Consider the following 21,467-nt stretch of genomic DNA (forward strand, 5'->3'; position numbering starts at 1 on the left):
CGTTATTTTATACACTCCTGATCAGCTCTTCTGCTGATTGTCCTGAAAAGCCAAGGCTGTCCAAGGTAAGTCCACTTTCGTAAAAATCTTCATCAAACAAGGTCGAGCCTAAAGTGATGATGGCATCAATGTTCGGGGTTGCAACACCAGCTGCTTTCGCCATCCCTGACCATAATACGAGGCCACTTGAAATATCTTCGGTAAAATATCTGGAGTTTATGGAAACCGGCCCTTTTATATTGGAGTACACCTCGCTCGTATTGAACAGTTCTTTGAGTGTTCTGCCATCATCCTCGAAGTAACCCCGGTTCGCCCTACTCTCTGTCGCATCTTCCAAGTGATATCCAAATGCCTTGCCGATCGCCATCCGTTCATCCTCGACCGCCTTCAGCAGTTTGACTGTATGCTCGGTGATCCCTTCCTTATACAGCCAGAATTCGCCTTCCGAATAATCAATCCTGCCCGCATTCAATAGAGCAGGACCAGGATGCACTTCAGGATTGCCATTCTCCAATGCTGCATGCCAGCTGCTTTCAGCCGGCACAAGGCAGTCATACAATTGTGAACAGACATCCAACAGTTCATCTGTCTTCGAGCTCGGGTATGCAGCAAGGAATACTTTTTTGACGTACAGGGAGACTTCGACCCGTGCCGCTTCCGGAAATGCTCGCGTGCCATATGTAAGCGAATTGGTCTCGGCAATGTTGAATGACTTGTCGATGCCAAGCTGTCGGGCCCTATTCACAAATCTGCCAGCCCCCATCGCGCCTGCACCATTGATCAGTATCACCTGTTTTTCCGTAACCACAGGCGCAAGCTGCTCCGCTATGTTCTCAACCGCAAAACCAGGCACGGTCAGCATGATGACATCCGCTCCCGCAACTGCTTTTTCAATGTCTGCAGTAACGTTGGAAAACGGCACAAGACGCTCCCCCTTCTCGTCCTTCAGGGTGATGCCTCCATTCTTTTCGATTGCTGACAAATCATCTGTGAACCCCGTCGCGCCGAACAATGAAACCTCGAACCCCCTATCAGTAAGATCTGCAGCTGCAGTAATTCCGCCGTTCCCGGCACCAATGATTGAAACCTTCATGATATCTCCATCCCTTTCTTCAAAATATCCATAACCATATTGCCTATTGATGAAATATAAGACATTTTAGGCCATCCTATATCCTACATCAGAGGGTTACCGAACAATGCAATCAAAATAAATGCAATAATCATTCCCAAAATGAAGGTTAAAATGAGCTTCAGCATTTTCATAAACAGTCCCCCTTGTAATGTAATTAATATAAAATTCAGTCCTTATATGTTTTAAGCTTAAATGTCCTTGCGAAAACAATCAACGGTTATCTGTATGTTGAAGCGGCACATGTATATGACAATTTGATTCTCAAGTCGCTAGAGAGTAGACTCCGCATTGGCGAGTATGCCCTAATAAGTTCCAGAATATAAGTATAGTCACTACGTTATACAAAAAATACGGCCCAAGAGCAATGCCCCAGGGCCGTGATTTCTCTTATTATATTCTGTCGTTTCTTCCTTTGTTGTCATCGTAGTCAAAATCGGACTGTCTTCCATCTGCTCTATCTCTGTCCAAGTCTTTATCCAAGCCGCGATCCCTATCCAGTCCGCGGTCTTCTGTGTCTTCCTGGATGTCGACATCTTCATGGCGCACATCTTCGGAAACATGTTCAGTATCTTTGACTTTATCTTTTTTGATGACGACTTCTTCGGATACTACGCTCTCTTTATCGACATTGACGCGTTCTTCATTGACTGGCACGCGGACGGATTCATCACTGTCTGTGAAATCACCGTCGGCTGGACGCCCGTCATCCACTTTGCGTCTTTCAACTGTCACTTCTTCACGCTCGACAGGCACTTCGAATTCCTGACGTTCAGTCTCGACATGTTTATCTACGTTGACTTCACCTGTCTGCACATTATCTTTTTCGACATTGAGACGTTCTTCACGCAGTTCCATGGTGGCTTCATCGTCATGATTCCGGTCTTTGCGGTCTGCATCGAATCCGGCACCAGGCTTGTCACCCAGGTTATCATCTTCGCGATCGACGCCAGGTGTAAGGCCCGCTCCCGCAGCACCTACAGTGCCGCTACCGTAAGCTGCATCATTTCTATTCATGTCACTTCGAGCTGTATCGTTTCTGCTGCCTTCATCTGATACATGGAGTAGAATTTTATCTGCATCCAATGCATCCCGGTATTCACGTTCTTCTGCCGAGGACAGGTTCATGCTGTTGAGTGTCTGATCTTCAGGATCATCCCCAGTGAAGAATGACATCACTTTGTCCCACGTACTGCCGGTAGAATGTTTGATATCAACGCCGGAATAGGCACTGAATGCACCTCCAGCTTGCAGGTCGCGGTTGGAGACGAGTGTAATATCCTCTTCTGCGACGCCTTCTGCTTTAAGTTCATCAAGTCTCTGTTTTACATCTTGTTCTGTAGGGAGCGCTTCAATCTTACGCATTTTCCATTCCTCCTCGTTACAATTTTTACAATTTGCGAGTACCGCGATATGGATATTTTCATATCCGTTCGGCTCATTCAAAGTATACCCGTGACTCCATTCTTAAAACGTCTATCTTTATTTCTGATGGAGATATGACGTCGGAGTGGACGTCTCAGCTATTTATTTTTTCTATCCGACTTATAATCCTTGTTGAAAAAATCATATTTCAGAATATTTTCGAACAGTGTACTTATCAAAATCGGTGGTAGGATTATAATGGATACTACAAAAACCACTGAAAAAGCGCCAGGCGAGGAGGCAAGTATTATTCGAATCACTGAATAGGATGCAATCACCCAAGTCAGTCCAAGGACTATCGCTGTTATGTTCCATTCACGCATACCAGACCCTCCATGATTATAGTCATTCAAGTGTATCATATTACATTCCTTACCCTTATGGCCTCTTACATGAGAGGCTGCTATCTGATAGAATGGCTTATTATATGCTTGAAACATTTAATAAATAGGTGGGATCGCTTTTATGACGGATACAGGATTGGTGCTTGAAGGTGGCGGCATGCGTGGATTGTATACAGCCGGGGTATTGGAATATTTCATGAGCCGGGGGCTCTACTTTCCTTATGTCATCGGGGTTTCTGCAGGGGCTTGTATGGGCGCCTCATATCTGGCGCGCCAGGAGGACCGCAATCGCAAAGTGAACCTGGACTATATGGATGACAAACGCTATATGTCATTATCGAACTCCATTAAAAAACGCGAACTGTTCGGCATGGACTTCATATTCGATGAAATACCCAATACGCTTGTTCCCTTTGATGTGGAGACATTGATGCAGGAACCGGAAGAGTTTGTCATCGTCGCAACCGATTGCGAGACCGGTGAACCTGCCTACTTCAAAAAAGAGGACTACGACACTTCATCCATCGCCACACTTCTGAGGGCTTCCAGTTCTCTGCCCTTCGTTGCCTCGCGTGTAGAATTTGAAGGCCGCGAACTGCTGGATGGCGGCATCTCCGATTCGATTCCGATCAAAAAGTCGGAAAATGATGGTTTCCCTAAAAATGTCGTCATCCTGACCAAACCGCGGGGATACTATAAAAAGCCGGGCCGGATATCGAAACTCATCAAATATAAAAATCATCCGGCAATCAGCGACAGGCTTGCTACCCGCTACCGTTTCTATAACGAATCGCTCCATTATGTATATAGACAGGAGAAGCATGGTGCAGCCTTCGTCCTCAGCCCTTCCGTGGACTTGAAGGTGGGCCGGGCTGAACGGAAGAAAGAGCGGCTTGAAGCTCTTTATCAACTCGGCTGGGAAGATGCCAAAACCCATTACGATGCACTCCGCTCTTTTCTCAGGCCCACTTCTTCCACCCAGACTCAGAGTGCTCAAGGTAAAACGACATAGTACGACCTCTTAAAAGGCGCATACGATGTATGCGCCTTTTAGACTCTTTTATGCTCATTTCCAATAATCATTGGCAGCAGCAATCGTCTGGTAATGGATCGCAATCACCTGGGATGCCATTGTGAGACTGTCTGCATCTTCTGCGTAGACCGGGCGCAGTTTCTTGCGTACTTCCGCATCAGGCTGCGTCAGCCCTACGCCCTTACGTGCCAACTTCACTGCCGGATGGAATCCCTGCTGCGGTGTCTCTGTCTTTAAACTTGTCAGCCATTCTTCCATAAACGAATCCCCCCCGATATATTTTATGCCTCACCTACATTATATCGAAACCGAGACCTGATTGTAACTTTTCACTATTCCATTTCATGCATAACCGCTGTTGTAGTTGTCTACACATCAGAAAATATTCGCTATATTTCCATTTTACAGACAATTATGAGATAATAGAAGTAACAAGTATTGGATGAGAAGTACAGTCATTTTCTCAAATGGAAAGGAAGGATATTTCATGGGGAAAGTTACAAAGTTGATTGGTGCAGCGGGGATTCTGGCAGGAGCTGCCTATCTATCGAAGGAAGAAAACCAGAAAACGGTCAAACGGGGTGTAGACAAGGTCATCAGGAAAGCCAGCACCTGGACGGATGACCCTTATACCATCCAGTTGGGCAAGCCAGACGAAGAGCATGATGCCAACATGGTCGATGAAGGTGCGATGACAAGCGTGCTGTACTATAATGAACTGCGTGAAGAAGCGTCTAAGAAGCAGCAATAAAATAAAGGGGGGAATCCGAACATCGGATTCCCCCCTTTATTTTGGGTGCACAATTCGCTCTCCCTAAAGTCATTTAGACTGATTCTCTATCCTGCCCATATAAGCAAACAGCTTCTTCAATTCCTCATTTTTCATTTTGGCACCCAATTCATCGAGCAGTTCGGCGTTGACATGGGCATCCGTGTAATTGCCCAACGCATTCTGGATCTTCTTCATCCTTTTAATGGTCTTCTTATGCTTCTTTCCTGTCAATGGCCTCAAATAACGGGCAGAGTATCTCAACTTCTTCGCCCGCTTCCTGACGTCATGCACTGCATTGTAATCGGTCATATCCAATTCTTCATATTCTTTGATGAGGACAGTTTTTTTCGTTTTGAGCCTGTCAGTGATGTAATCCTCAATACTTGTATCCATTTCGATGGACAACATATCGATTGCCTGCTCGACGGATTCGAGCATTCCATTGAATGCTTCAATATTCGTTTTATTGAATGTCCGCTTCATTTCCCTATTGCGTTCTTCCCGCAGATATTTGAACATATCGTAATAATGCTCACTTAAATCCGGCTGCCTCAATGCGATTGTACTGCACACTTCCGTAAGTACATCCAGTTCCCTAAGCCGGCCGTAAGTCTTTGCGAATGATTTCAATTCCCGATTGATACGATTGTATTCCTTTTCGCCGAATGCATGTTTAAGGAAATGGATGACGCTCCTCAATTTTCTGGTATCTACACGCAATTCATGCACCAATGCCGGATTATACGGATTATTCTCGTAGTCTCTATATGCTTGTTTGATCTTTTTGAGCCGTTTATACAATATCTCCTGAAGTGCTTCCATCCTGTTCCTCCCCTTCCTCTCATGCTTGTCACCATACTATACCCTTTATCCACATAATTACTGCATATCGAGAAGTCCACCTGACAACTGAACAGATGAATTGATAAATATAAATTCGACTTGTATAGTATGTTTTGTTGCAACAAAGAGTAGAATCTGGAGGAAACTTATATGATGACCAAAACATATGAACCATTGTTCGAAACGGTGCAGTTGCCGAACGGCACCGCACTGAGGAATAGATTCGTCCTCGCCCCCCTCACGCATATTTCTTCAAATGCGGATGGTACGGTATCAGAGGCTGAAATCGAATATCTCCGTAAACGCTCCAAAGATGTCGGTCTGGCCCTGACAGCTGCATCGAACGTCACGGGACTCGGCAAAGCATTCCCAGGACAACCGTCAATCGCCCGCGATTCTGATATCGCAGGCATGTCACGTCTTGCGGAAGCAATGAAGGCAGGCGGCGCGAAAGCAATTCTGCAGATCCACCATGGCGGCGCCCAAGCTCTACCCGAGTTGACGCCTGAAGGTGACGCCGCTGCACCAAGCGCAATCACCATGCAAAGCTTCAACGAAAAGGAACCCCACGACGCGCGGGAAATTACACCCGATGAAATCGAATCGACGATAAAAGCATTCGGAGAAGCGACGCGTCGTGCGGTAGAGGCAGGCTTCGACGGCGTTGAAATCCACGGCGCGAACCACTACATCATCCACCAGTTCGTCTCCCCCCACTTCAATAGGCGTACAGATCAATGGGGTGAGGACCGCTACCGCTTCCCGCTGGCAGTGGTTGATGAAGTCATCCAGGCAGCCAAAGAACATGGCAGTGAAGATTTCATCGTCGGCTACAGATTTTCACCAGAAGAACCGGCTGATCCGGGGATCGACATGGAAATCACCAAAACGCTGATCCAGAAACTCATCACCAAACCTCTGGATTATCTCCACGCCTCATTATTCGATGTCCATTCCACAGTGCGTACGGGTAAATATGAAGGCATGAGGCGTATTGACCTACTCCATGAATGGATCGATGGGCGCATGCCATTGATCGGCATCGGTTCCATATTCGAAGCGGATCAGGCAGCGGACGCAATCAAGACCGGGCGTGTCGATCTGCTTGGCCTGGGCCGTGTGCTTCTGCTTGACCATGAATTCGTCCATAAGATTGCACATGGCAAAGAAGATCAGATTACAAATGTGTTCGATCCGGACAGAGCAGACATGCATGACTTGCCGGAACCCCTGTGGCAGCAGCTAAAAAAAGGGTTCTATCCGGTGCCACGTAAAGACCAGTAGGCAGTATAACGATGGTTGTCACCGCCCCTTCCAGGGTAGATACATTGTAGTACTATCTATAAGGAGGCGTCATGACGAGTGATGTTAAAGCCGAAGTCGAGAAACTGCATGACTGGACGCTGGAAGATGAAAAAATCAAACGAACCTTCAAATTCGACCGCTATCTGGATGCCATCTCCTTCGTCGAAAAAATCGGCATCTATGCAGAAAGTGTCCAACACCACCCTAAGATTGTAATCAACCATACCGCAGTTACTGTATCATGGACCACTTTCTCCAAAAAGCAGCTTACTGAAAAAGACATCCAAGGCGGTAAAGCGTGTGAAAACATCTACCGGCTGTATGAAAATGAGATGAAATAAGCCAAAAAGCAATTGCATAGAATTGAACTAACCCCCTCCAGGTCTACAGATGAAATAACACATCTGTAGACCTGGAGGGGGTTCTTTTGTGATAGGCAGAGATTCGGTGTACCAAAGAAAAACCATAACCTGAAATTATCGCATAGAAATAGACCCTGGAGGATTCCAGGGCCTATTTCATCTGCTTTCCGCTTTCATGTTTGTCACCTGTCAGTACATAGAAGACATGTTCCGCCATATTTTTTATATGATCTCCGATGCGTTCCAGGTATTTTGCACACAATTGGCTTTGGCCTGTCAGGAAGGCATCGGTCTCCTCAAAGATGTCTGATGTGGTGATCTGGACGAAGAGTGCATCGATGTCTTCATCCCGCATGATGATTTCAGTACAGAGTTCAATATTTTCTGTGTCATAGGCGGTTTTTACATCTGCCAGCATCAACAGTGCGAGGTTTTCCATCGTGGACAGGCGCAACAGCAATCTTTCATTCGTAATGCGTACCCGCTTCCTCACCTCTCCAAGGTTGCTGATGTTGTCGCTGATCCGTTCGAGATCATCTGCCACTTTGATGCTAGAGATGATGAGCCTGAGGTCGGTGGCTACAGGCTGTTGGGTAGTTATCAGATTTATGGCCTGTGTGTTGATCTCCTCTTCCAACCTGTTGATCCTGAAATCATCTGCCACGAGTTTTCTGGCATACTCCGTATTTTGACTTGAAAGGATGTCCGTGCTCCCCCTCAGCCGATTGTAGCACTCGTGACCGAGTGTGTTTACATTGCCATAGAGCCTTTCCATCTCATCGGAAAACTTTCCACGGTAGACCATCATCCAAACCTTCCGGAAACATAGTCTTCGGTACGCTGATCCTTCGGCTTCTCGAAGATGACGTTCGTCCGGTTATATTCAATGACATGACCCTGGTAGAAGAACGCCGTGCGATCTGATATTCTAGCTGCCTGCTGCATATTGTGTGTCACGATGATGATGCTGTAGTCCTTCTTCAGCTCCTGCATCAAATCTTCGATTTTGGTTGTGGAAATCGGGTCGAGTGCACTTGTCGGTTCATCCATCAGAATGACATCCGGCTCAATCGCCAACGCGCGGGCGATGCAGATTCTCTGCTGTTGGCCGCCGGAAAGCCCATAGGCGTTATCGCTCAGTCTGTCCTTCACTTCATCCCATATGGCAGCGCCCTTAAGACTTTTCTCCACCACCTGATCCAGTACCTTTTTGTTGCGGATCCCATGAACACGTGCGCCGTATGCGACATTGTCGTAGATGGATTTCGGGAATGGATTCGGCTTCTGGAATACCATCCCCACCTTTGTGCGCAGTTCCTCCACAGTCAGCGATTTATCGAAGATGCTCTGATCCCTGTAGAGTATATCCCCTTCGGTCCGGACGATGGGCACGAGTTCCACCATGCGGTTCAGAGCTTTAATGAAAGTCGATTTACCGCACCCTGAAGGACCGATGATTGCGGAGATTTCATTCCTGTTGAAGTCAAGGTTGATATTCTGCAGGGCATGATTGTCCCCATACCACAGGTTGAAGTCCTTTGTCTGGAATACCGGTTGGGACTGCTCAACTGGTTTGCTACCTGCAGGCCTGCTCTGGGTTATTGGGTCATTTATTATCATATCTTTTTCCTCTTTTACTTTTGTCAAAGTCATATTAAAGCCTCCAGATTAAAAACGCTTAGAGTATTTATTCCTTATATAAACTGCTACGGAGTTCATCAGGAACAGGATGAACAGAAGCACGAGTATCGCTGCCGCTGTAATGGACTGGAATTCTGGATTGGGCATTTTGACCCACGAGAATATCTGCATCGGCAGCGCTGAGAATGTATCGAATACACTTGTCGGTGTAAACAGCAGAATCGTCGGTATGCCGATGACGACGAGGGGAGCCGTCTCCCCGATTGCGCGGGAAAGTGACAAAATGATTCCTGTGATGATCCCCGGTAATGAGGCGGGAAGTATGATTCGGGTAATCGTCTGCCATTTTGTCGCCCCCATGCCAATGGATGCTTCACGTATGGAAGATGGAACCGACCGGATGGCCTCTTGGGAAGCCACAACGATGACGGGCAGGATCATAAGCGACATCGTCAGTGCGGCCGCAAGGACGGAATTCCCGAGTCCGGCCATTCTGACGAACAGCGTAAGGCCGAGTAGACCGAACACAACCGATGGTACCCCAGCGAGATTCGAGATGTTTATCTTTATGAAGCCGGTAAGCTTATTTTTGGGTGCATATTCTTCCAGATAAAGGGCTGTACCTACAGAAAGGATGATTGCGATGGGCGCTGTAGTGCCCATCAGCCATAATGTACCGATAAGTGCGCCTCTGATGCCTGCATTCTCAGGACGGCTCGAGCTGAAGTTCGTGAAAAAGTCAGCCGTCAAGTAGCTCCACCCGTCGATGATAGTATCGATCAACAAGGTTGCCAAAACGACCAGTCCCACCAGGGTGCACAGGAGGAAGATGTACTTCAGCACCTTGTTGAGCATCAGCCTTCCATTCAATCTCTTTCCTATAGACTTTTTATCGATCAATTCCATCTTAATATTCCTCCCTGAATTTCCGTGAGAACCATTGTGCCATCACATTCATCAGCAGTGTGAAGACAAAAAGCGTCATGCCGACGGCGTAGAGGCTGAAGTAGACGTCACTGCCGTAAGTGGCGTCGCCCGAGGCTACTTGAACGATGAAGCCCGTCATCGTCTGTAGGGACTCCATGATGTTCAGGCTTGCATTGGGAGTACTCCCTGCTGCAATCGAAACGATCATCGTCTCGCCGATTGCCCGGGAAACCGCAAGGACAATCGAGGCCATGATGCCCGAAACGGCAGCAGGCAGGACAACCTTGAACACCGTCTCGAGTCTTGTAGAGCCGAGACCGAGTGCCCCTTCCCGAATGGTATTCGGAACGGAGCTCATCGCATCCTCACTCAGGCTTGCAATCATCGGTATGATCATCACTCCGACGACGAGACCTGGACTGATTGCGTTGAAAAGGTTGACTTCAGGCCATACGCCCCTGATCAGAGGAGTGACGAAAGTCAAGGCGAAAAACCCATAAACGACAGTCGGTATGCCGGCAAGGATTTCGAGTATCGGCTTGATTACCCGGCGCACCCGATCGCTTGCATATTCACTTAAATATATGGCAGCCCCAAGGCCAATCGGTACTGCAAAAGCGACTGCAATCACAGTGATTTTCATAGTTCCCATGATCAGGGCAAAAATACCCCACTCAGGGTCAGAGCTGAACGCAGACCATTCGGTCGAAGTCAGGAATTCCACCGGGGAGACCCGGGTGAAGAACATTACCGTCTCTGACAGTAATGTTATAAGGATACCTATGGTCGTCAATACGGATACCGACGTGATGAGAAGTAAGATGATCGGCACTGCCTTCTCCATAAAGACTGTACTCCGTCTGCCCTTTTTATTGTCTATCATTTCACGAATATTATAATCACTCATAATGAACCTCGTTTCAAAATACTTTAAACTGGACGGGGACTTCCCGTCCAGTTGCTTTTATTGTGCCAAATACCTACTTGAATGCTTCGAGCTTGTCCTTCTGTTCCTTCATTTCATCTTCAGTCAGTGCAACATATCCTGCCTCTTCCGCTGCAGATGAAGCATTGTTCAGAGTGTATTCCATGAACTGCATGAACGATTCGTTATTTTCAAAGGATTCATCCTTGGCGTATACAAACAGTGGACGCGCCAACGGATACTCATAGCTCATGACAGTCTCTTCTTTGACTTCAACAGGCTCTTCACTTTCCGTACCTTGAATCGGAACACCTTTCAGATTTTCCTGGTTCACCATGTAGTAGTTATATCCGAAGAATCCAATCGCACCTTCGCTGCTTGCCACGGATTGGGAGATGACGTTCGTGTCCTGGTTCAATTCAGCTGTGATATCGCCATCTTCCATGACCGCTTCCTTGAAGAAGTCGTGTGTGCCGTGTGACTGGTCCGGTGCATAAGCTGTTATTTCTTCATCAGGGAATTCATCACGGACATCGCTCCAAGTTTCAGCTTCGCCATTGTAGATCGTCTGCAGCTCTTCGAAAGTCAGGTAGTCGACGAAATCATTCTCCGTATTGACTGCAACCGTCAGGCCGTCATTCGCAACTTTGAATTCTGTAAAGTCGATGCCTGCCTTTTCCAGCTCAGAAACTTCTTCTTCCTTGATTTCACGGGATGCGTTCTGAAAGTCCGTCTCACCGGCTACAAACTTCTCAAAACCGCCACCTGTACCGGAGACACCGATGGAAACCTGGACTTCTGGGTACTCAGCGTTGAAATCTTCGTTTATCAGTTCAAGAATCGGGGCTACTGTTGAAGATCCGTCGCCGGAGATGCTGCCTGATGCAGAAGCTTCTGCATCTGTACTGGCTTCGGAACCATCTCCGCTTCCGTCCCCTGTGCTTCCTTCAGATGGATCACTTGCATTGCCCCCTCCGCACGCTGCCAGAATGAATACTAGGCTCATCAGCAATGCAGCCATAAAGATACTCTTTTTCATTACCCGAACTCCTCCAATAAAATAAGTGTTGTGTTTCCTACAAGCCCTACTCTATCGGATGAATGTAAATTTGAAATGAATGGTTTGTAAAGATTGTGTAAATATGAAAAAACACCAACGCCGAACCCCCCCAGGTCACCATTCAAGTAATTTTGAATCACATTCAGCTTAGAATCTATTAAGTATTTTCTATGCATATAAAAACACCCCTAAAGTTGAAATTTGGAATTCAACTTTAGGGGTGCATCTTAGAGAAGGAAGCAGAGCCTTTTTATTTTTACGTGCTTTGGCCGGAATCCGCACACAGGCCGTTAGCTGTCTTCCTGCTTTTTCGGCAGCGTCACGGTGAAGGTCGTGCCCTCGCCTTCACGGCTTTCGACCTCTATTTCCCCGCGGTGGGATTCTATCAGGTGTTTGACTATGGCAAGACCGAGGCCTGTGCCGCCGGAGTGGCGGGAACGTGCCCGGTCAACACGATAGAAGCGCTCGAATATGCGGGGGAGGCTCTCTTCAGGGATGCCGATGCCATCATCCTCTATAATCAGGCGGACGTTATTCGTATCCTCCTTCAGTGATAACTTGACAGCCCCACCTTCGGCAGTGTAGTTAATGCCATTTCCCACCAGATTGAGTATGATTTGTCTGAGACGGTCTTCATCCCCCTCCAGATATACATCCCTTGATGGATCTGGAAGGGCCAGCCGTGTCTTCTTCTCTTCGATGGCCCCCTGCAGTGTAACGGAAACCTCATGGGCGAGTGCCGTCAGGTTTAGAGGCTCGAGGTTCAGAGGCATCTCCTGCTTCTCTATTTTGGAGAGGTTCAGAAGGTCCCTGATCAGGCGATCGAGCCGCTGGCTTTCATCGTGTATGATCTTGAGGAACTGCTGAGTGGTTTCTTCATCGGTCACTTCCCCGCTCATCAGCGTCTCGGAGAACCCCCTGACCGAAGTGACTGGTGTCTTCAATTCATGCGAGACATTGGCCACAAAGTCACTGCGCATCTTTTCAAGTCTCCTTATCTCCGTAATGTCATGGAGGACGATGATGACGCCACACTGCTGCCATCCTTGGCCATAGTAGGGGGCAAGGTGGGCATCCATGATGCGTTCGTGCGGATAATAGGAGTGGACTTCTTCGTGAACCTTCTCATTGGTTTCAAAGACGGCATGTATATGCGGACTGAGGGCGAATCGTTCACCGACTTTCTCATAGGGCTGGCCGATCAGGTTATCCTTATGCTGGGAAAGGAACTTTTCCATCGATGCATTCATCAATGTGACCTTCCCGTCCTGGTTGACGAGCATGACACCACTCACCATATTAGAGATGATGCTCGTAAGCTGCTGTTCATTCTCCTCTATCTCCTTCATCTGGCTCTGCAGACTTGCAGCAAGCGCATTGATGGACTGGGAGAGGTCGCCGATTTCACCTTTTGCCTCCGTGCTCACCCGGCTGCTGTAGTCCTTCCTTCTCAGGCGGGAAGTGACATTCATGATGGTGTCGATCGGTCGTGTGATGCTCCTTGCAAGCATGGTGGTCGCAATGGCGGCCATCAGGAACATCAGACCAAGGGCAATAGACAGGCTGAACCTTAGCTGGTCCATGGCATCATCAATGATGCCGAGGGACAGGGAGCTCCTGACTGCTCCTACAGTCTCCCCTTCGGAAACGAGTGGCAGGGCGACATACATCATATTGAAGTCCTGCGTTGTACTGTAGCGGATTGATTCTCCGAATGTCTCATTCTGCTGAAGTACATCCTGTATTTCAGGACGGTCGAAATGATTGTTCATTTTTTCAGGGTCGTTTTCGGAATCGGCAAGCACGACACCTTCCGTATCCACAACTGTAAAGCGCATCTGAATCGGCTGCTCAAAGTTTTTGATGAGTTCCTGCAGCTGTTCACGTTCATCATAGCTTTCCGAGGCGCTGATGATCTGTGTGACCATCTGTGCATTTTCGATAAGATGATCGCGGGTCATATCTGTATAGGCATTCTTCAGCAGTGCTGCAAGGATGAACCACAGGATGAGTATCAGGATGAGTATCAGGATGAAGAAGGCGGATGCGATCCTGAACCATAGACGCTTCATTCTGAAGGAACCTCGAGCTTGTAGCCGAACCCCCGGATGGTCCGGATGTAGGCAGGACGTTTCGGGTCGGCCTCGATCTTTTCGCGCAGATGACTTATATGGACATCAACGATCCGCGTATCGCCATCATAATGGAAGTCCCACACCCCATTCAGCAGCTGGTCGCGACTCAGGACTTTGTTCTTATGATTTGAAAGATAGAGGAGCAGTTCGTACTCCTTTGGGGTCAGTACGAGCTGTTCGCCGCGGACATAGACATCGTAGGTGTCGGTATGTATTTCTAGTGTACCGAGCTTGATCACTGTAGCTGCATCGACAGGGGGCTCCTGTATCTGGGTCCTGCGGAGAATCGCCTTGACGCGCGCCACCACCTCCCTTGGACTGAAAGGCTTCGTCATATAGTCATCGGCGCCGAGCTCCAGACCTAGAATTTTATCGAACTCTTCATCCTTTGCTGTGAGCATCAGGATGGGTGTCTCGACCTTTTCTTGCCTGAGTGTCTTGCAGACATCCATTCCATCCATTCCTGGCAGCATCAGATCCAGTACGATCAGGTCGGGCTTTTCAGTCAAAGAAAGATCCAACCCCTGCCGACCATCCTCCGCTGTAATCACTATGTATCCAGCCTTTTCCAAATTGAATTTTATCAATGTAACAATGGATGGCTCATCATCCACTACAAGGATCTTATGCACAGTAATTGCTCCTTCCGTATATATCAGGTTTTTTTAATGTTTTCATTTGTCGGAAAACCATTTTGAGTATATCATGTGGGACCTTTCTATCTGTCTAGCTTAACTTTACAACCGACGAAGTGTTTACTGTCACTCAAAATCTAAAAGACAATTGATATGTTCGAAATTTGCGCATACTGGGATTTGATGGTGTTTTTTAGCTTTTCATGATAAGATTCTTCCTTTTTTAAAGAACTTGATCTATCTGTTTTTCTGTCGCCACACTTCATAAGTGCGGGCATATCTGTTCTTGCCATCCACTGGCCGCTTCAAACACTTTACTCATTTGACCTTCAAAAAGAGCAGAACTCCACTCGTTATCCGGATTTTGCGTAGGGTCAACATACTACCGTGAAGGTTTCCCAGCTACTCATTAGGTCTTACTTTTCTTTTATCTACAACGGCAGCTCCAATTATGTCACCCAATACATTGGAGGCAGTCCCTCCCATTCCTATTATTGCATCCACACCAGCTATTAAGGCCACAATTTCTAACGGTAAACCGAATAGACTAAGAACAGCTGAAAGAGTTATGAGACCGCCAGCAGGGATGCCAGCAGTACCGATGGACAAGATTGTTCCTATGGCTACAATTATAAATAGATTTTCTAAAGATAGATCCATTCCGATTACGTTGGTTGCAAATACAATGGACACTCCCATTCTGAGGGCACCGCCATCAGAATTAAATATGGTACCCAGAGGAATTGAAAAATTCACAACCTCATGTGAAATATCAGCTCTTTTGGCAGACTTGATTGCAATAGGCAAAGAAGCGATGCTGCTTGAGGTGAAAAAAGCAGTTAAATAGGCTTCTTTAGTATCTTTTAAAAATCTCAAAACAGATTTATCCGCTAATTTTAAAAAGCTGAAATAGACGAGGAACCATAAAATAAAAATCCCTATATAGAAAGTGAGTGTAAATAACAATAAAGACTTAAAGGAGTTCAATCCTTGAGAACCGAATGTCGAGGCGCTGATACCAAATACACCAATTGGTGCATAGAGCAATATACCATTTAATATAACATTAAAAACTTTGTTCAAAGTTTCAAAGAGTGAATAGAGGGACTGTGTTTTTTGTTGTGTATCGTCATCAGATGAAGATAACAGAATCGACATCGAAATGCCTAAAATTATAGCTATGAATAATATTGACAATAACTCACCGGAAGAAAATGTTCCAATTAAATTATCAGGTATTATTTTATACAGTATGTCTGAAAAATCGGGGATATCGGGTTGATCAATTGATGTTTTTGGTAAGGTCAAATTTTCACCAGGATTTATAATCAGGGCAACTATTACACCAATCAATACAGATAAACCTGTTGTGACACTGTAATATAAAAATAATTTCCCGCCCATCCTTCCTAGACTCGCTAAATTAATTCGACTTAAGGATAATACTATAGTCAAAAAGATGATGGGTATAGCGATCAATTTTAATAATCTAATGAGTATCTGGCCTAATGGTTCCAGAAATTTAGCGTTTTCACCTAATATTAAAGCAACAATTATGCCTGCTATAAAAGCAATCGTCATTTTTAAAACAATTGAGCTGTCTTTATACTTTCTCCACATATATTTGATCCTCTCTTTTCAATGACCAAGTGTTGCTTCGTTCTTCTGGACCCGACAGCAACCTTAAATATAATACGAGTGCTATTTGAGTTCGATGTAATTTATGTAGTACAGTTGATGAATTTGTTATAAACAATTATATAGATGTTCAAGTAAATATTCATAAAAAATGGTTTAAAGGTTAAAAAATAATCTTTTGAACAGGCATTCAAGGTCACAAAAATCCCCTCCTGATTTACAAATGTTTCGTTGCATCCGTAAACCTGGAGGGCGTCAATTCAATTCTATGCACCAGTTTTTTGATTTGGGTTATTCCTTCCGCTGCCACACTTCATAAGTGTGGGCGTACTTATTTTTATCATCTACAGGCCCCACTTCAGATTGAATGCGCTCGAACTTGTCGTAATCGAAGTCTCGCGGGAAATACGTATCCCCTTTGAAATGTTCATTGATAAGGGTGCGATAAAGGATCTCCACATCGTCTTCAAACATCTTAAACAGCGTGGCACCACCGATGATGTACAGATCCTCCCCATACTCTTTCCCAAGGGCTAGCGCTTCTTCCTTGGAATGGACCACCATCGCTCCGGGGGCCTCGTAATCTTGGTTGGTAGTCAATACAATATTACGACGTCCTAGAAGCGGTCTTTTTGGGATGGTCTCATAAGTCCTGCGTCCCATTACGATATCACCTTGCAGCGTCACCTTCTTGAAAAAAGCCATATCAGCCGGCAGGTGCCACGGCAGTTCACCGTCTTTGCCGATGACTTTATCTTCATCCTCGGCCCACACATACGCAATCATCTCGTCCCCTCCTTTCTGTCACTTACGTTCGTCAGGACATCCACCTCAGCAAGATTGTGATGCCTCATAGAGCCACCCCCATTACCCAGTCCGCTGTCCACGCAGCTTCGATACCGCCACAAATACAGCTATTGCAATCAGCAACAGGGACGTAACGACCAGGGTGATATCGAGGCTCGCATACGCCCCTTCATTTTTAGTGTATATGGCAAAGAATGGCCAGAGCGCTATAAGCGGGTACAGCCAATCTTTGAAGCGGAGTCCGATGGCTGCAATGATCAATGTGGCTGCCATAAGGATGATGATCGTCCATGGCAGTTCACCCATGCCGAACAGCGTTCCAATACCGCTGCTGACGATAAGTGTGAAGACGTTGACCACCGTCGCAATCGTAACCCAGCTGTAATAGACTGAAATCGGCAGGCGATCAAACCAGCGGTATCCTTTTTCAGTCAGCAGCACATGCATCCTCGCCAATGTAAACAGCACTGCGCCAATGACAAGTACTGAAGCAATCAGCAATTGTTGGGTGAATACGACAATCCACAGGCCATTCAGCAAAAAGTTGGCAATGGGCCAGAACCTAAGTTTTTGGACGACTGAATCTTCCCATGTTTTCTCGAAAAACAGGCGGATGAGCCATATCAGCAGCAAAATGTAGATGATGCCCCATATCGAAAAGGCGTATCCTGCCGGCTGGATGATCGTCTGATTGTCATTTGCGACAGAGCTTACGTTAGCCGCACTTAAGTAATTGAAATACAGCATGACGGCAAATGCTGCGATATATCCTATGGTCCATTTCCTATGTTCAGACATTTTATCGACTCTCTCCTCCATAATATTTTACCTATACCCCAAATACTATTTAGCCACTCCCTAGAGGGGGATACGTTTTTTTTAATATATGAAGTGGATGATGACGAGAACAAACATGGAGATGCCGAGGCCGATATGAAGTTTCCTGATTTTAAGCCTCGGATCGACCAGCAGCCGGTACCATCCTGAGAGAACCAGGCAAAGCAGATTGAACGCTGCGATGGTCCCTGTCAATATCTTCATATTGGATGGGTCGAATGTATAGAGGTCGATGACCAGGAAACCATGCAGCAGGATGATGATCAGCGCTCCTGTCCCGACATAGCGGTGATAGGGCCTGATGCGTTTCGAAAATTGGGCCAGACGGATTTTCTTCCGCCTGTCCCCGATATTGCGTATGGTCGAGAAAACAGCATTGCGTGTCCAGTTGAATATGAACAGTAAAAAACCCGTAAAACCAAGCAATATATGTAGATATGGCGTGTTGGCCGAGAACCCGGATGCAACATTCCACACAGCCCAGATCACTAATATGAAATTCAATAGGAACCAGATGCTCATACAGATGCGCCCCACTTTTTTTACTTATAGAAGACACTCATCAAGTTTTGGATGTAGTCTTCCTGCTGCCCCATCATACTGTTTTTAGCTGTCTGTCGGCAAGTCTCGAAATGAATTTCAACGTTTCCATTTCATCAAGCTGCAGCTTCCAGTAACGATTCATTTAAAAATACCCCCCCTGTAAATACTTAACAGGGCGGTTATTTCGTAAATTATGCTTTTTGATGGTACGTGAACTGGAGTTGTCGCACTTCTTCGGCCAACGTGTCATCGGGGCCATCCACTTCAGCATCCGTCAGCACTTCGGTGATGGATAATCCTTTCAGTGGGCCTGATTCCAGGCCCATTTCCTGCTGCCATGCCTTCAGCTGCTTGGTGGAACTGGCATATACGATGCGGCCGAGGCCGACAAGACCGTGCGCCGAGGCGCACATGGAGCAGTGTTCACCTGAAGTATAGACGGTCGCGCTGCGACGGTCTTCCTCATTCAGATGTGAAGCCGCCCATCTTGCGATTTCAAACTCGGGATGGCGCGTGGCATCGCCGCTGGCGATTCTGTTGTGATCTTCAAAGAGTACTTCCCCATCTTTTGAGACGAGGAGTGAACCAAATGGTGCGTCTCCTTTATCGAGCGCAGTCCGGGCGAGTTCTACGCATCTCGTCAAATATTTCCTATCTGTTTCAGTAATCACATGATCATCCTTTCCCAGAACGTATTCTACAGGCAATGATACATATCCCGCCGCCTGCTTTCAAAAATAGGCACTTCCTGTCTGATGCGCGCCACTTCCTGCGAATCGATTTGTCCACTGACTACCGCTTCAGACTGCCCTTTTGCTTCGCTGATGACTTCACCCCAAGGATCTGTAATCATCGAGCGTCCTGCGAAAGTCTGCCCACCCATCTCACCATACGTGTTCGCTCCGATGATGTAGCACTGGTTTTCGATCGCCCGTGCTGAAAGGAGCGTTTCCCAGTGCTTCTTCCGTGCATCCGGCCATTGGGCTGGCACAAAGATGATGGAAGCACCTTTTAATGTCAGGTCCCTGAACAGCTCCGGAAATCTTAGGTCATAGCAGATCACCATGCCGCACTTGCTGCCATCAATCATAAATGTCTCCACTTTATTGTCCCCTGCCGCAAGATGTTTCGGTTCATCGAGCATCGGCACAAGATGCATCTTGGAGTACTCATATACAAGCGTCCCCTCACGGTCGACGACGAACGCAGTGTTGTAGACCTTATCCGGGTCATCCTTTATGTTGGCGACGGAGCCGGCGACGATATTGACATTATATTGCTGCGCCAATTCCGATATGAACGACAGGGCCGGCTCAAGGTCATGACAGGCATGCGCCGCTATATGTTCAAGGTCATACCCTGATGTCCACATTTCAGGCAGCACAACGATATCCGTCTCTTCAAGCGTCTCCTGTTCGAATTGTGCACGCACCTTATTGAGATTACCTTCGAAATCTCCAAATTCCACCTGGTACTGTAGGACTTTTACGTTGATATCCCCCACTCCTCTACTTCATATGATTTAATGTCGATGAAATATCGCTCACCGTCAAAATGAACGTGTCAGAATCATTCAATATCTACTTAAAGTATATGGGACATGCCGAATACTTGCAATTAACGATGGCAAGTCCAGCGCTTTCACGTTATCCTTATAATTAAAAAGAGGTGGCCACATGATTGAGGTAAGGCAGGATAAAGATTTACGGCAACACGACCTTGAGCAGCTCTATATGGCGAAGGGGCAATCCAGATATGAATCGCGATTCGGTGAACTCCATAAAGCAGTCATTGCATCTGATTATCTCATCACCGCATGGTCGGATGAACAGCTGACTGGTATTCTGCGTTCTTCTGGTGATGGGGCTTTTACGCAATACATATCCGACTTCATCGTCCACCCCGATTTCCGTTCACAGGGCATCGCTTCATCCCTAATGGATACTTACCTTGAAGCTGTCGCACATGTTGATGAAATCTATCTTTTCTTTCAAAATAGCGGACCCAACACCTTCACTGGAACGTGGCTTGCCTACAGGGGGTTTTCCGAAATAAAAGGGGGATCCGTCCCCTTCATATACCTTCGCAAGAAAGCATAAAAATCCCGCTTAAAGATAAGCGGGATTTTGGTTTTATATAAAATAGTTGCCGAGGACGCTGTTGACGTCGTGCACCACCACAAATGCATTCTCATCATAATGCTTGATGAGCCGCTTGACGCGGGGCAGCTGGTTCTTGTTGATGATGACATACAATATATCCTTATCGGCCTGGGTATAGAAGCCGCGCCCCTCCATGATGGTCACACCCCGCCTGATTTCACTGTTGATCATCTTGCCGAGGCGATCCGGATGGTCGGAAATGATGGTGATCGCTTTTTTGGGGTTCATACCTTCGATGATGAAGTCCATCACCTTCATACCGATGTAGAGTGCAATGACAGTCAAGAGGACCTGCTCGAGCGTCATGACGGTCAGACCGATTGTAATGACGACCAGGTCAAAGAACAGCAGGGCATAGGAAACGTTGATATCCATGTATTTATTGACGAGACGTGCCAATATCGTCGTACCGGCAGTGGTCGCACCGATGCGGATGACCAGACCGATGCCAAGACCGACGAACAGCCCACCAAAAACGGTGTTGATCAATATCTGATCAGTCTGGATCTGCCAGTCTTCAGTCAGCCATAGAAACAAGGATGTCAATATGACTACGACGATTGTATAGTACATGGAGCGTCTACTTAAGAATTTGAACCCCACTACAAGTAAGACTGCATTCATAAGGAAGTTCGAGATTGCCGGTGAAATATCAAATGCATAATACAGGATGACTGCAAGCCCAGTGACGCCCCCTTCGCCGAGATTCCCGGCGATCATGAAGGTGTTGACGCCGATGGCGAAAAGGAATGACCCGACGATGATGGTCACGATATTGATCAATGTCTGTTGGGTGATCCTTGAACTGATCGGTAATTTACGTTTTTCAAAATTCATGTTCTTAAGTTTCTCTCTGATTTTCACAATAATCCTCCTCCTGGTCCATATTTCTCTTGGGTGCATTGCACTTTAGAAAGTATTTATTCAAACTGTCGTATATG

Annotated in this window: 24 protein-coding genes; 5 read left to right on the plus strand and 19 right to left on the minus strand. The window is 46.7% G+C overall.

The window, feature by feature from the left end; all coding sequences use genetic code 11:
• Window positions 1–7: 7 nt before the first annotated feature.
• The 3 genes from ABD734_RS04380 to ABD734_RS04390 all read right to left on the minus strand — a co-directional run bounded on the left by ABD734_RS04380 (window position 8) and on the right by ABD734_RS04390 (window position 2,880).
• Window positions 8–1,093 (minus strand): NAD/NADP octopine/nopaline dehydrogenase family protein, encoded by a 1,086-nt coding sequence (locus ABD734_RS04380; RefSeq protein ID WP_344701781.1) that lies wholly within the window; start codon window positions 1,091–1,093, stop codon window positions 8–10.
• Between the two features lie 432 nt (window positions 1,094–1,525).
• Window positions 1,526–2,497 (minus strand): YsnF/AvaK domain-containing protein, encoded by a 972-nt coding sequence (locus ABD734_RS04385; RefSeq protein ID WP_344701782.1) that lies wholly within the window; start codon window positions 2,495–2,497, stop codon window positions 1,526–1,528.
• Between the two features lie 158 nt (window positions 2,498–2,655).
• Window positions 2,656–2,880 (minus strand): hypothetical protein, encoded by a 225-nt coding sequence (locus ABD734_RS04390; RefSeq protein ID WP_344701784.1) that lies wholly within the window; start codon window positions 2,878–2,880, stop codon window positions 2,656–2,658.
• A 142-nt stretch (window positions 2,881–3,022) separates the two neighbouring features.
• Here ABD734_RS04390 and ABD734_RS04395 point away from each other — a divergent pair, with 142 nt between their 5' ends.
• Window positions 3,023–3,913 (plus strand): patatin-like phospholipase family protein, encoded by an 891-nt coding sequence (locus ABD734_RS04395; protein WP_344701786.1) that lies wholly within the window; start codon window positions 3,023–3,025, stop codon window positions 3,911–3,913.
• A 54-nt stretch (window positions 3,914–3,967) separates the two neighbouring features.
• Here ABD734_RS04395 and ABD734_RS04400 read toward each other — a convergent pair whose 3' ends face one another.
• Window positions 3,968–4,192 (minus strand): hexameric tyrosine-coordinated heme protein, encoded by a 225-nt coding sequence (locus ABD734_RS04400; RefSeq protein ID WP_344701788.1) that lies wholly within the window; start codon window positions 4,190–4,192, stop codon window positions 3,968–3,970.
• 229 nt (window positions 4,193–4,421) lie between these two features.
• Between ABD734_RS04400 and ABD734_RS04405 the strand changes: the two genes are divergently transcribed.
• Window positions 4,422–4,685, plus strand: a complete 264-nt coding sequence (locus tag ABD734_RS04405) for a hypothetical protein (RefSeq protein WP_344701790.1) — start codon at window positions 4,422–4,424, stop codon at window positions 4,683–4,685.
• 69 nt (window positions 4,686–4,754) lie between these two features.
• Here the strand turns inward: ABD734_RS04405 and ABD734_RS04410 are convergent, their stop codons facing one another.
• A complete protein-coding gene (locus tag ABD734_RS04410) occupies window positions 4,755–5,528 on the minus strand; it encodes a CHAD domain-containing protein (RefSeq protein WP_344701792.1) in 774 nt (257 codons plus the stop codon).
• Window positions 5,529–5,702: 174 nt separating this feature from the next.
• Here ABD734_RS04410 and ABD734_RS04415 point away from each other — a divergent pair, with 174 nt between their 5' ends.
• A complete protein-coding gene (locus ABD734_RS04415; protein WP_344701841.1) occupies window positions 5,703–6,833 on the plus strand; it encodes an NADH-dependent flavin oxidoreductase in 1,131 nt (376 codons plus the stop codon).
• A 71-nt stretch (window positions 6,834–6,904) separates the two neighbouring features.
• On the plus strand, window positions 6,905–7,195 hold the full coding sequence (locus ABD734_RS04420; protein ID WP_344701794.1) for a 4a-hydroxytetrahydrobiopterin dehydratase: 291 nt from the start codon (window positions 6,905–6,907) through the stop codon (window positions 7,193–7,195).
• A gap of 172 nt (window positions 7,196–7,367) precedes the next feature.
• On the opposite strand, the gene phoU is transcribed toward ABD734_RS04420, so the two are convergent.
• From phoU to ABD734_RS04485, 13 genes are all read right to left on the minus strand, one after another.
• Complete coding sequence (gene phoU / locus ABD734_RS04425) at window positions 7,368–8,024, minus strand: phosphate signaling complex protein PhoU (protein WP_344701796.1); 657 nt, start codon at window positions 8,022–8,024, stop codon at window positions 7,368–7,370.
• Window positions 8,021–8,869, minus strand: coding sequence for a phosphate ABC transporter ATP-binding protein PstB (gene pstB / locus ABD734_RS04430; RefSeq protein WP_344701798.1), 849 nt, complete (start codon window positions 8,867–8,869; stop codon window positions 8,021–8,023). Before pstB ends, phoU begins: the two co-directional genes overlap by 4 nt.
• Window positions 8,870–8,884: 15 nt before the next feature.
• Window positions 8,885–9,763, minus strand: coding sequence for a phosphate ABC transporter permease PstA (gene pstA, locus ABD734_RS04435; RefSeq protein ID WP_344701800.1), 879 nt, complete (start codon window positions 9,761–9,763; stop codon window positions 8,885–8,887).
• Window position 9,764: 1 nt separating this feature from the next.
• Complete coding sequence (gene pstC / locus ABD734_RS04440) at window positions 9,765–10,694, minus strand: phosphate ABC transporter permease subunit PstC (protein ID WP_344701843.1); 930 nt, start codon at window positions 10,692–10,694, stop codon at window positions 9,765–9,767.
• A 70-nt stretch (window positions 10,695–10,764) separates the two neighbouring features.
• Complete coding sequence (locus tag ABD734_RS04445; protein WP_344701801.1) at window positions 10,765–11,748, minus strand: phosphate ABC transporter substrate-binding protein PstS family protein; 984 nt, start codon at window positions 11,746–11,748, stop codon at window positions 10,765–10,767.
• A gap of 311 nt (window positions 11,749–12,059) precedes the next feature.
• Complete coding sequence (gene pnpS / locus ABD734_RS04450) at window positions 12,060–13,841, minus strand: two-component system histidine kinase PnpS (RefSeq protein ID WP_344701803.1); 1,782 nt, start codon at window positions 13,839–13,841, stop codon at window positions 12,060–12,062.
• Window positions 13,838–14,536, minus strand: a complete 699-nt coding sequence (locus tag ABD734_RS04455) for a response regulator transcription factor (protein ID WP_344701805.1) — start codon at window positions 14,534–14,536, stop codon at window positions 13,838–13,840. Before ABD734_RS04455 ends, pnpS begins: the two co-directional genes overlap by 4 nt.
• A 405-nt stretch (window positions 14,537–14,941) precedes the next feature.
• Window positions 14,942–16,159: a dicarboxylate/amino acid:cation symporter gene (locus ABD734_RS04460; protein ID WP_344701807.1), complete on the minus strand. Its 1,218-nt coding sequence runs from the start codon at window positions 16,157–16,159 to the stop codon at window positions 14,942–14,944.
• Window positions 16,160–16,468: 309 nt separating this feature from the next.
• Window positions 16,469–16,963, minus strand: coding sequence for a dihydrofolate reductase (locus ABD734_RS04465; RefSeq protein WP_344701809.1), 495 nt, complete (start codon window positions 16,961–16,963; stop codon window positions 16,469–16,471).
• An 81-nt stretch (window positions 16,964–17,044) separates the two neighbouring features.
• Window positions 17,045–17,782 (minus strand): tryptophan-rich sensory protein, encoded by a 738-nt coding sequence (locus ABD734_RS04470; protein ID WP_344701811.1) that lies wholly within the window; start codon window positions 17,780–17,782, stop codon window positions 17,045–17,047.
• A gap of 81 nt (window positions 17,783–17,863) precedes the next feature.
• Complete coding sequence (locus ABD734_RS04475; RefSeq protein WP_344701813.1) at window positions 17,864–18,343, minus strand: PH domain-containing protein; 480 nt, start codon at window positions 18,341–18,343, stop codon at window positions 17,864–17,866.
• A gap of 212 nt (window positions 18,344–18,555) precedes the next feature.
• A complete protein-coding gene (locus ABD734_RS04480; RefSeq protein ID WP_344701815.1) occupies window positions 18,556–19,035 on the minus strand; it encodes a nucleoside deaminase in 480 nt (159 codons plus the stop codon).
• 26 nt (window positions 19,036–19,061) lie between these two features.
• Window positions 19,062–19,868, minus strand: coding sequence for a carbon-nitrogen family hydrolase (locus ABD734_RS04485; RefSeq protein ID WP_344701817.1), 807 nt, complete (start codon window positions 19,866–19,868; stop codon window positions 19,062–19,064).
• Window positions 19,869–20,040: 172 nt separating this feature from the next.
• Between ABD734_RS04485 and ABD734_RS04490 the strand changes: the two genes are divergently transcribed.
• Window positions 20,041–20,463 carry a GNAT family N-acetyltransferase gene (locus ABD734_RS04490; RefSeq protein WP_344701819.1) on the plus strand — a complete coding sequence of 141 codons (423 nt, stop codon included), beginning with the start codon at window positions 20,041–20,043 and terminating at the stop codon, window positions 20,461–20,463.
• Window positions 20,464–20,496: 33 nt separating this feature from the next.
• Here ABD734_RS04490 and ABD734_RS04495 read toward each other — a convergent pair whose 3' ends face one another.
• Window positions 20,497–21,390 carry a YitT family protein gene (locus tag ABD734_RS04495; RefSeq protein WP_344701821.1) on the minus strand — a complete coding sequence of 298 codons (894 nt, stop codon included), beginning with the start codon at window positions 21,388–21,390 and terminating at the stop codon, window positions 20,497–20,499.
• Between the last annotated feature and the right edge of the window lie 77 nt (window positions 21,391–21,467).

Origin of the sequence: Salinicoccus jeotgali (assembly GCF_039538805.1) — a bacterium.
GTDB classification, from domain to species: domain Bacteria; phylum Bacillota; class Bacilli; order Staphylococcales; family Salinicoccaceae; genus Salinicoccus; species Salinicoccus jeotgali.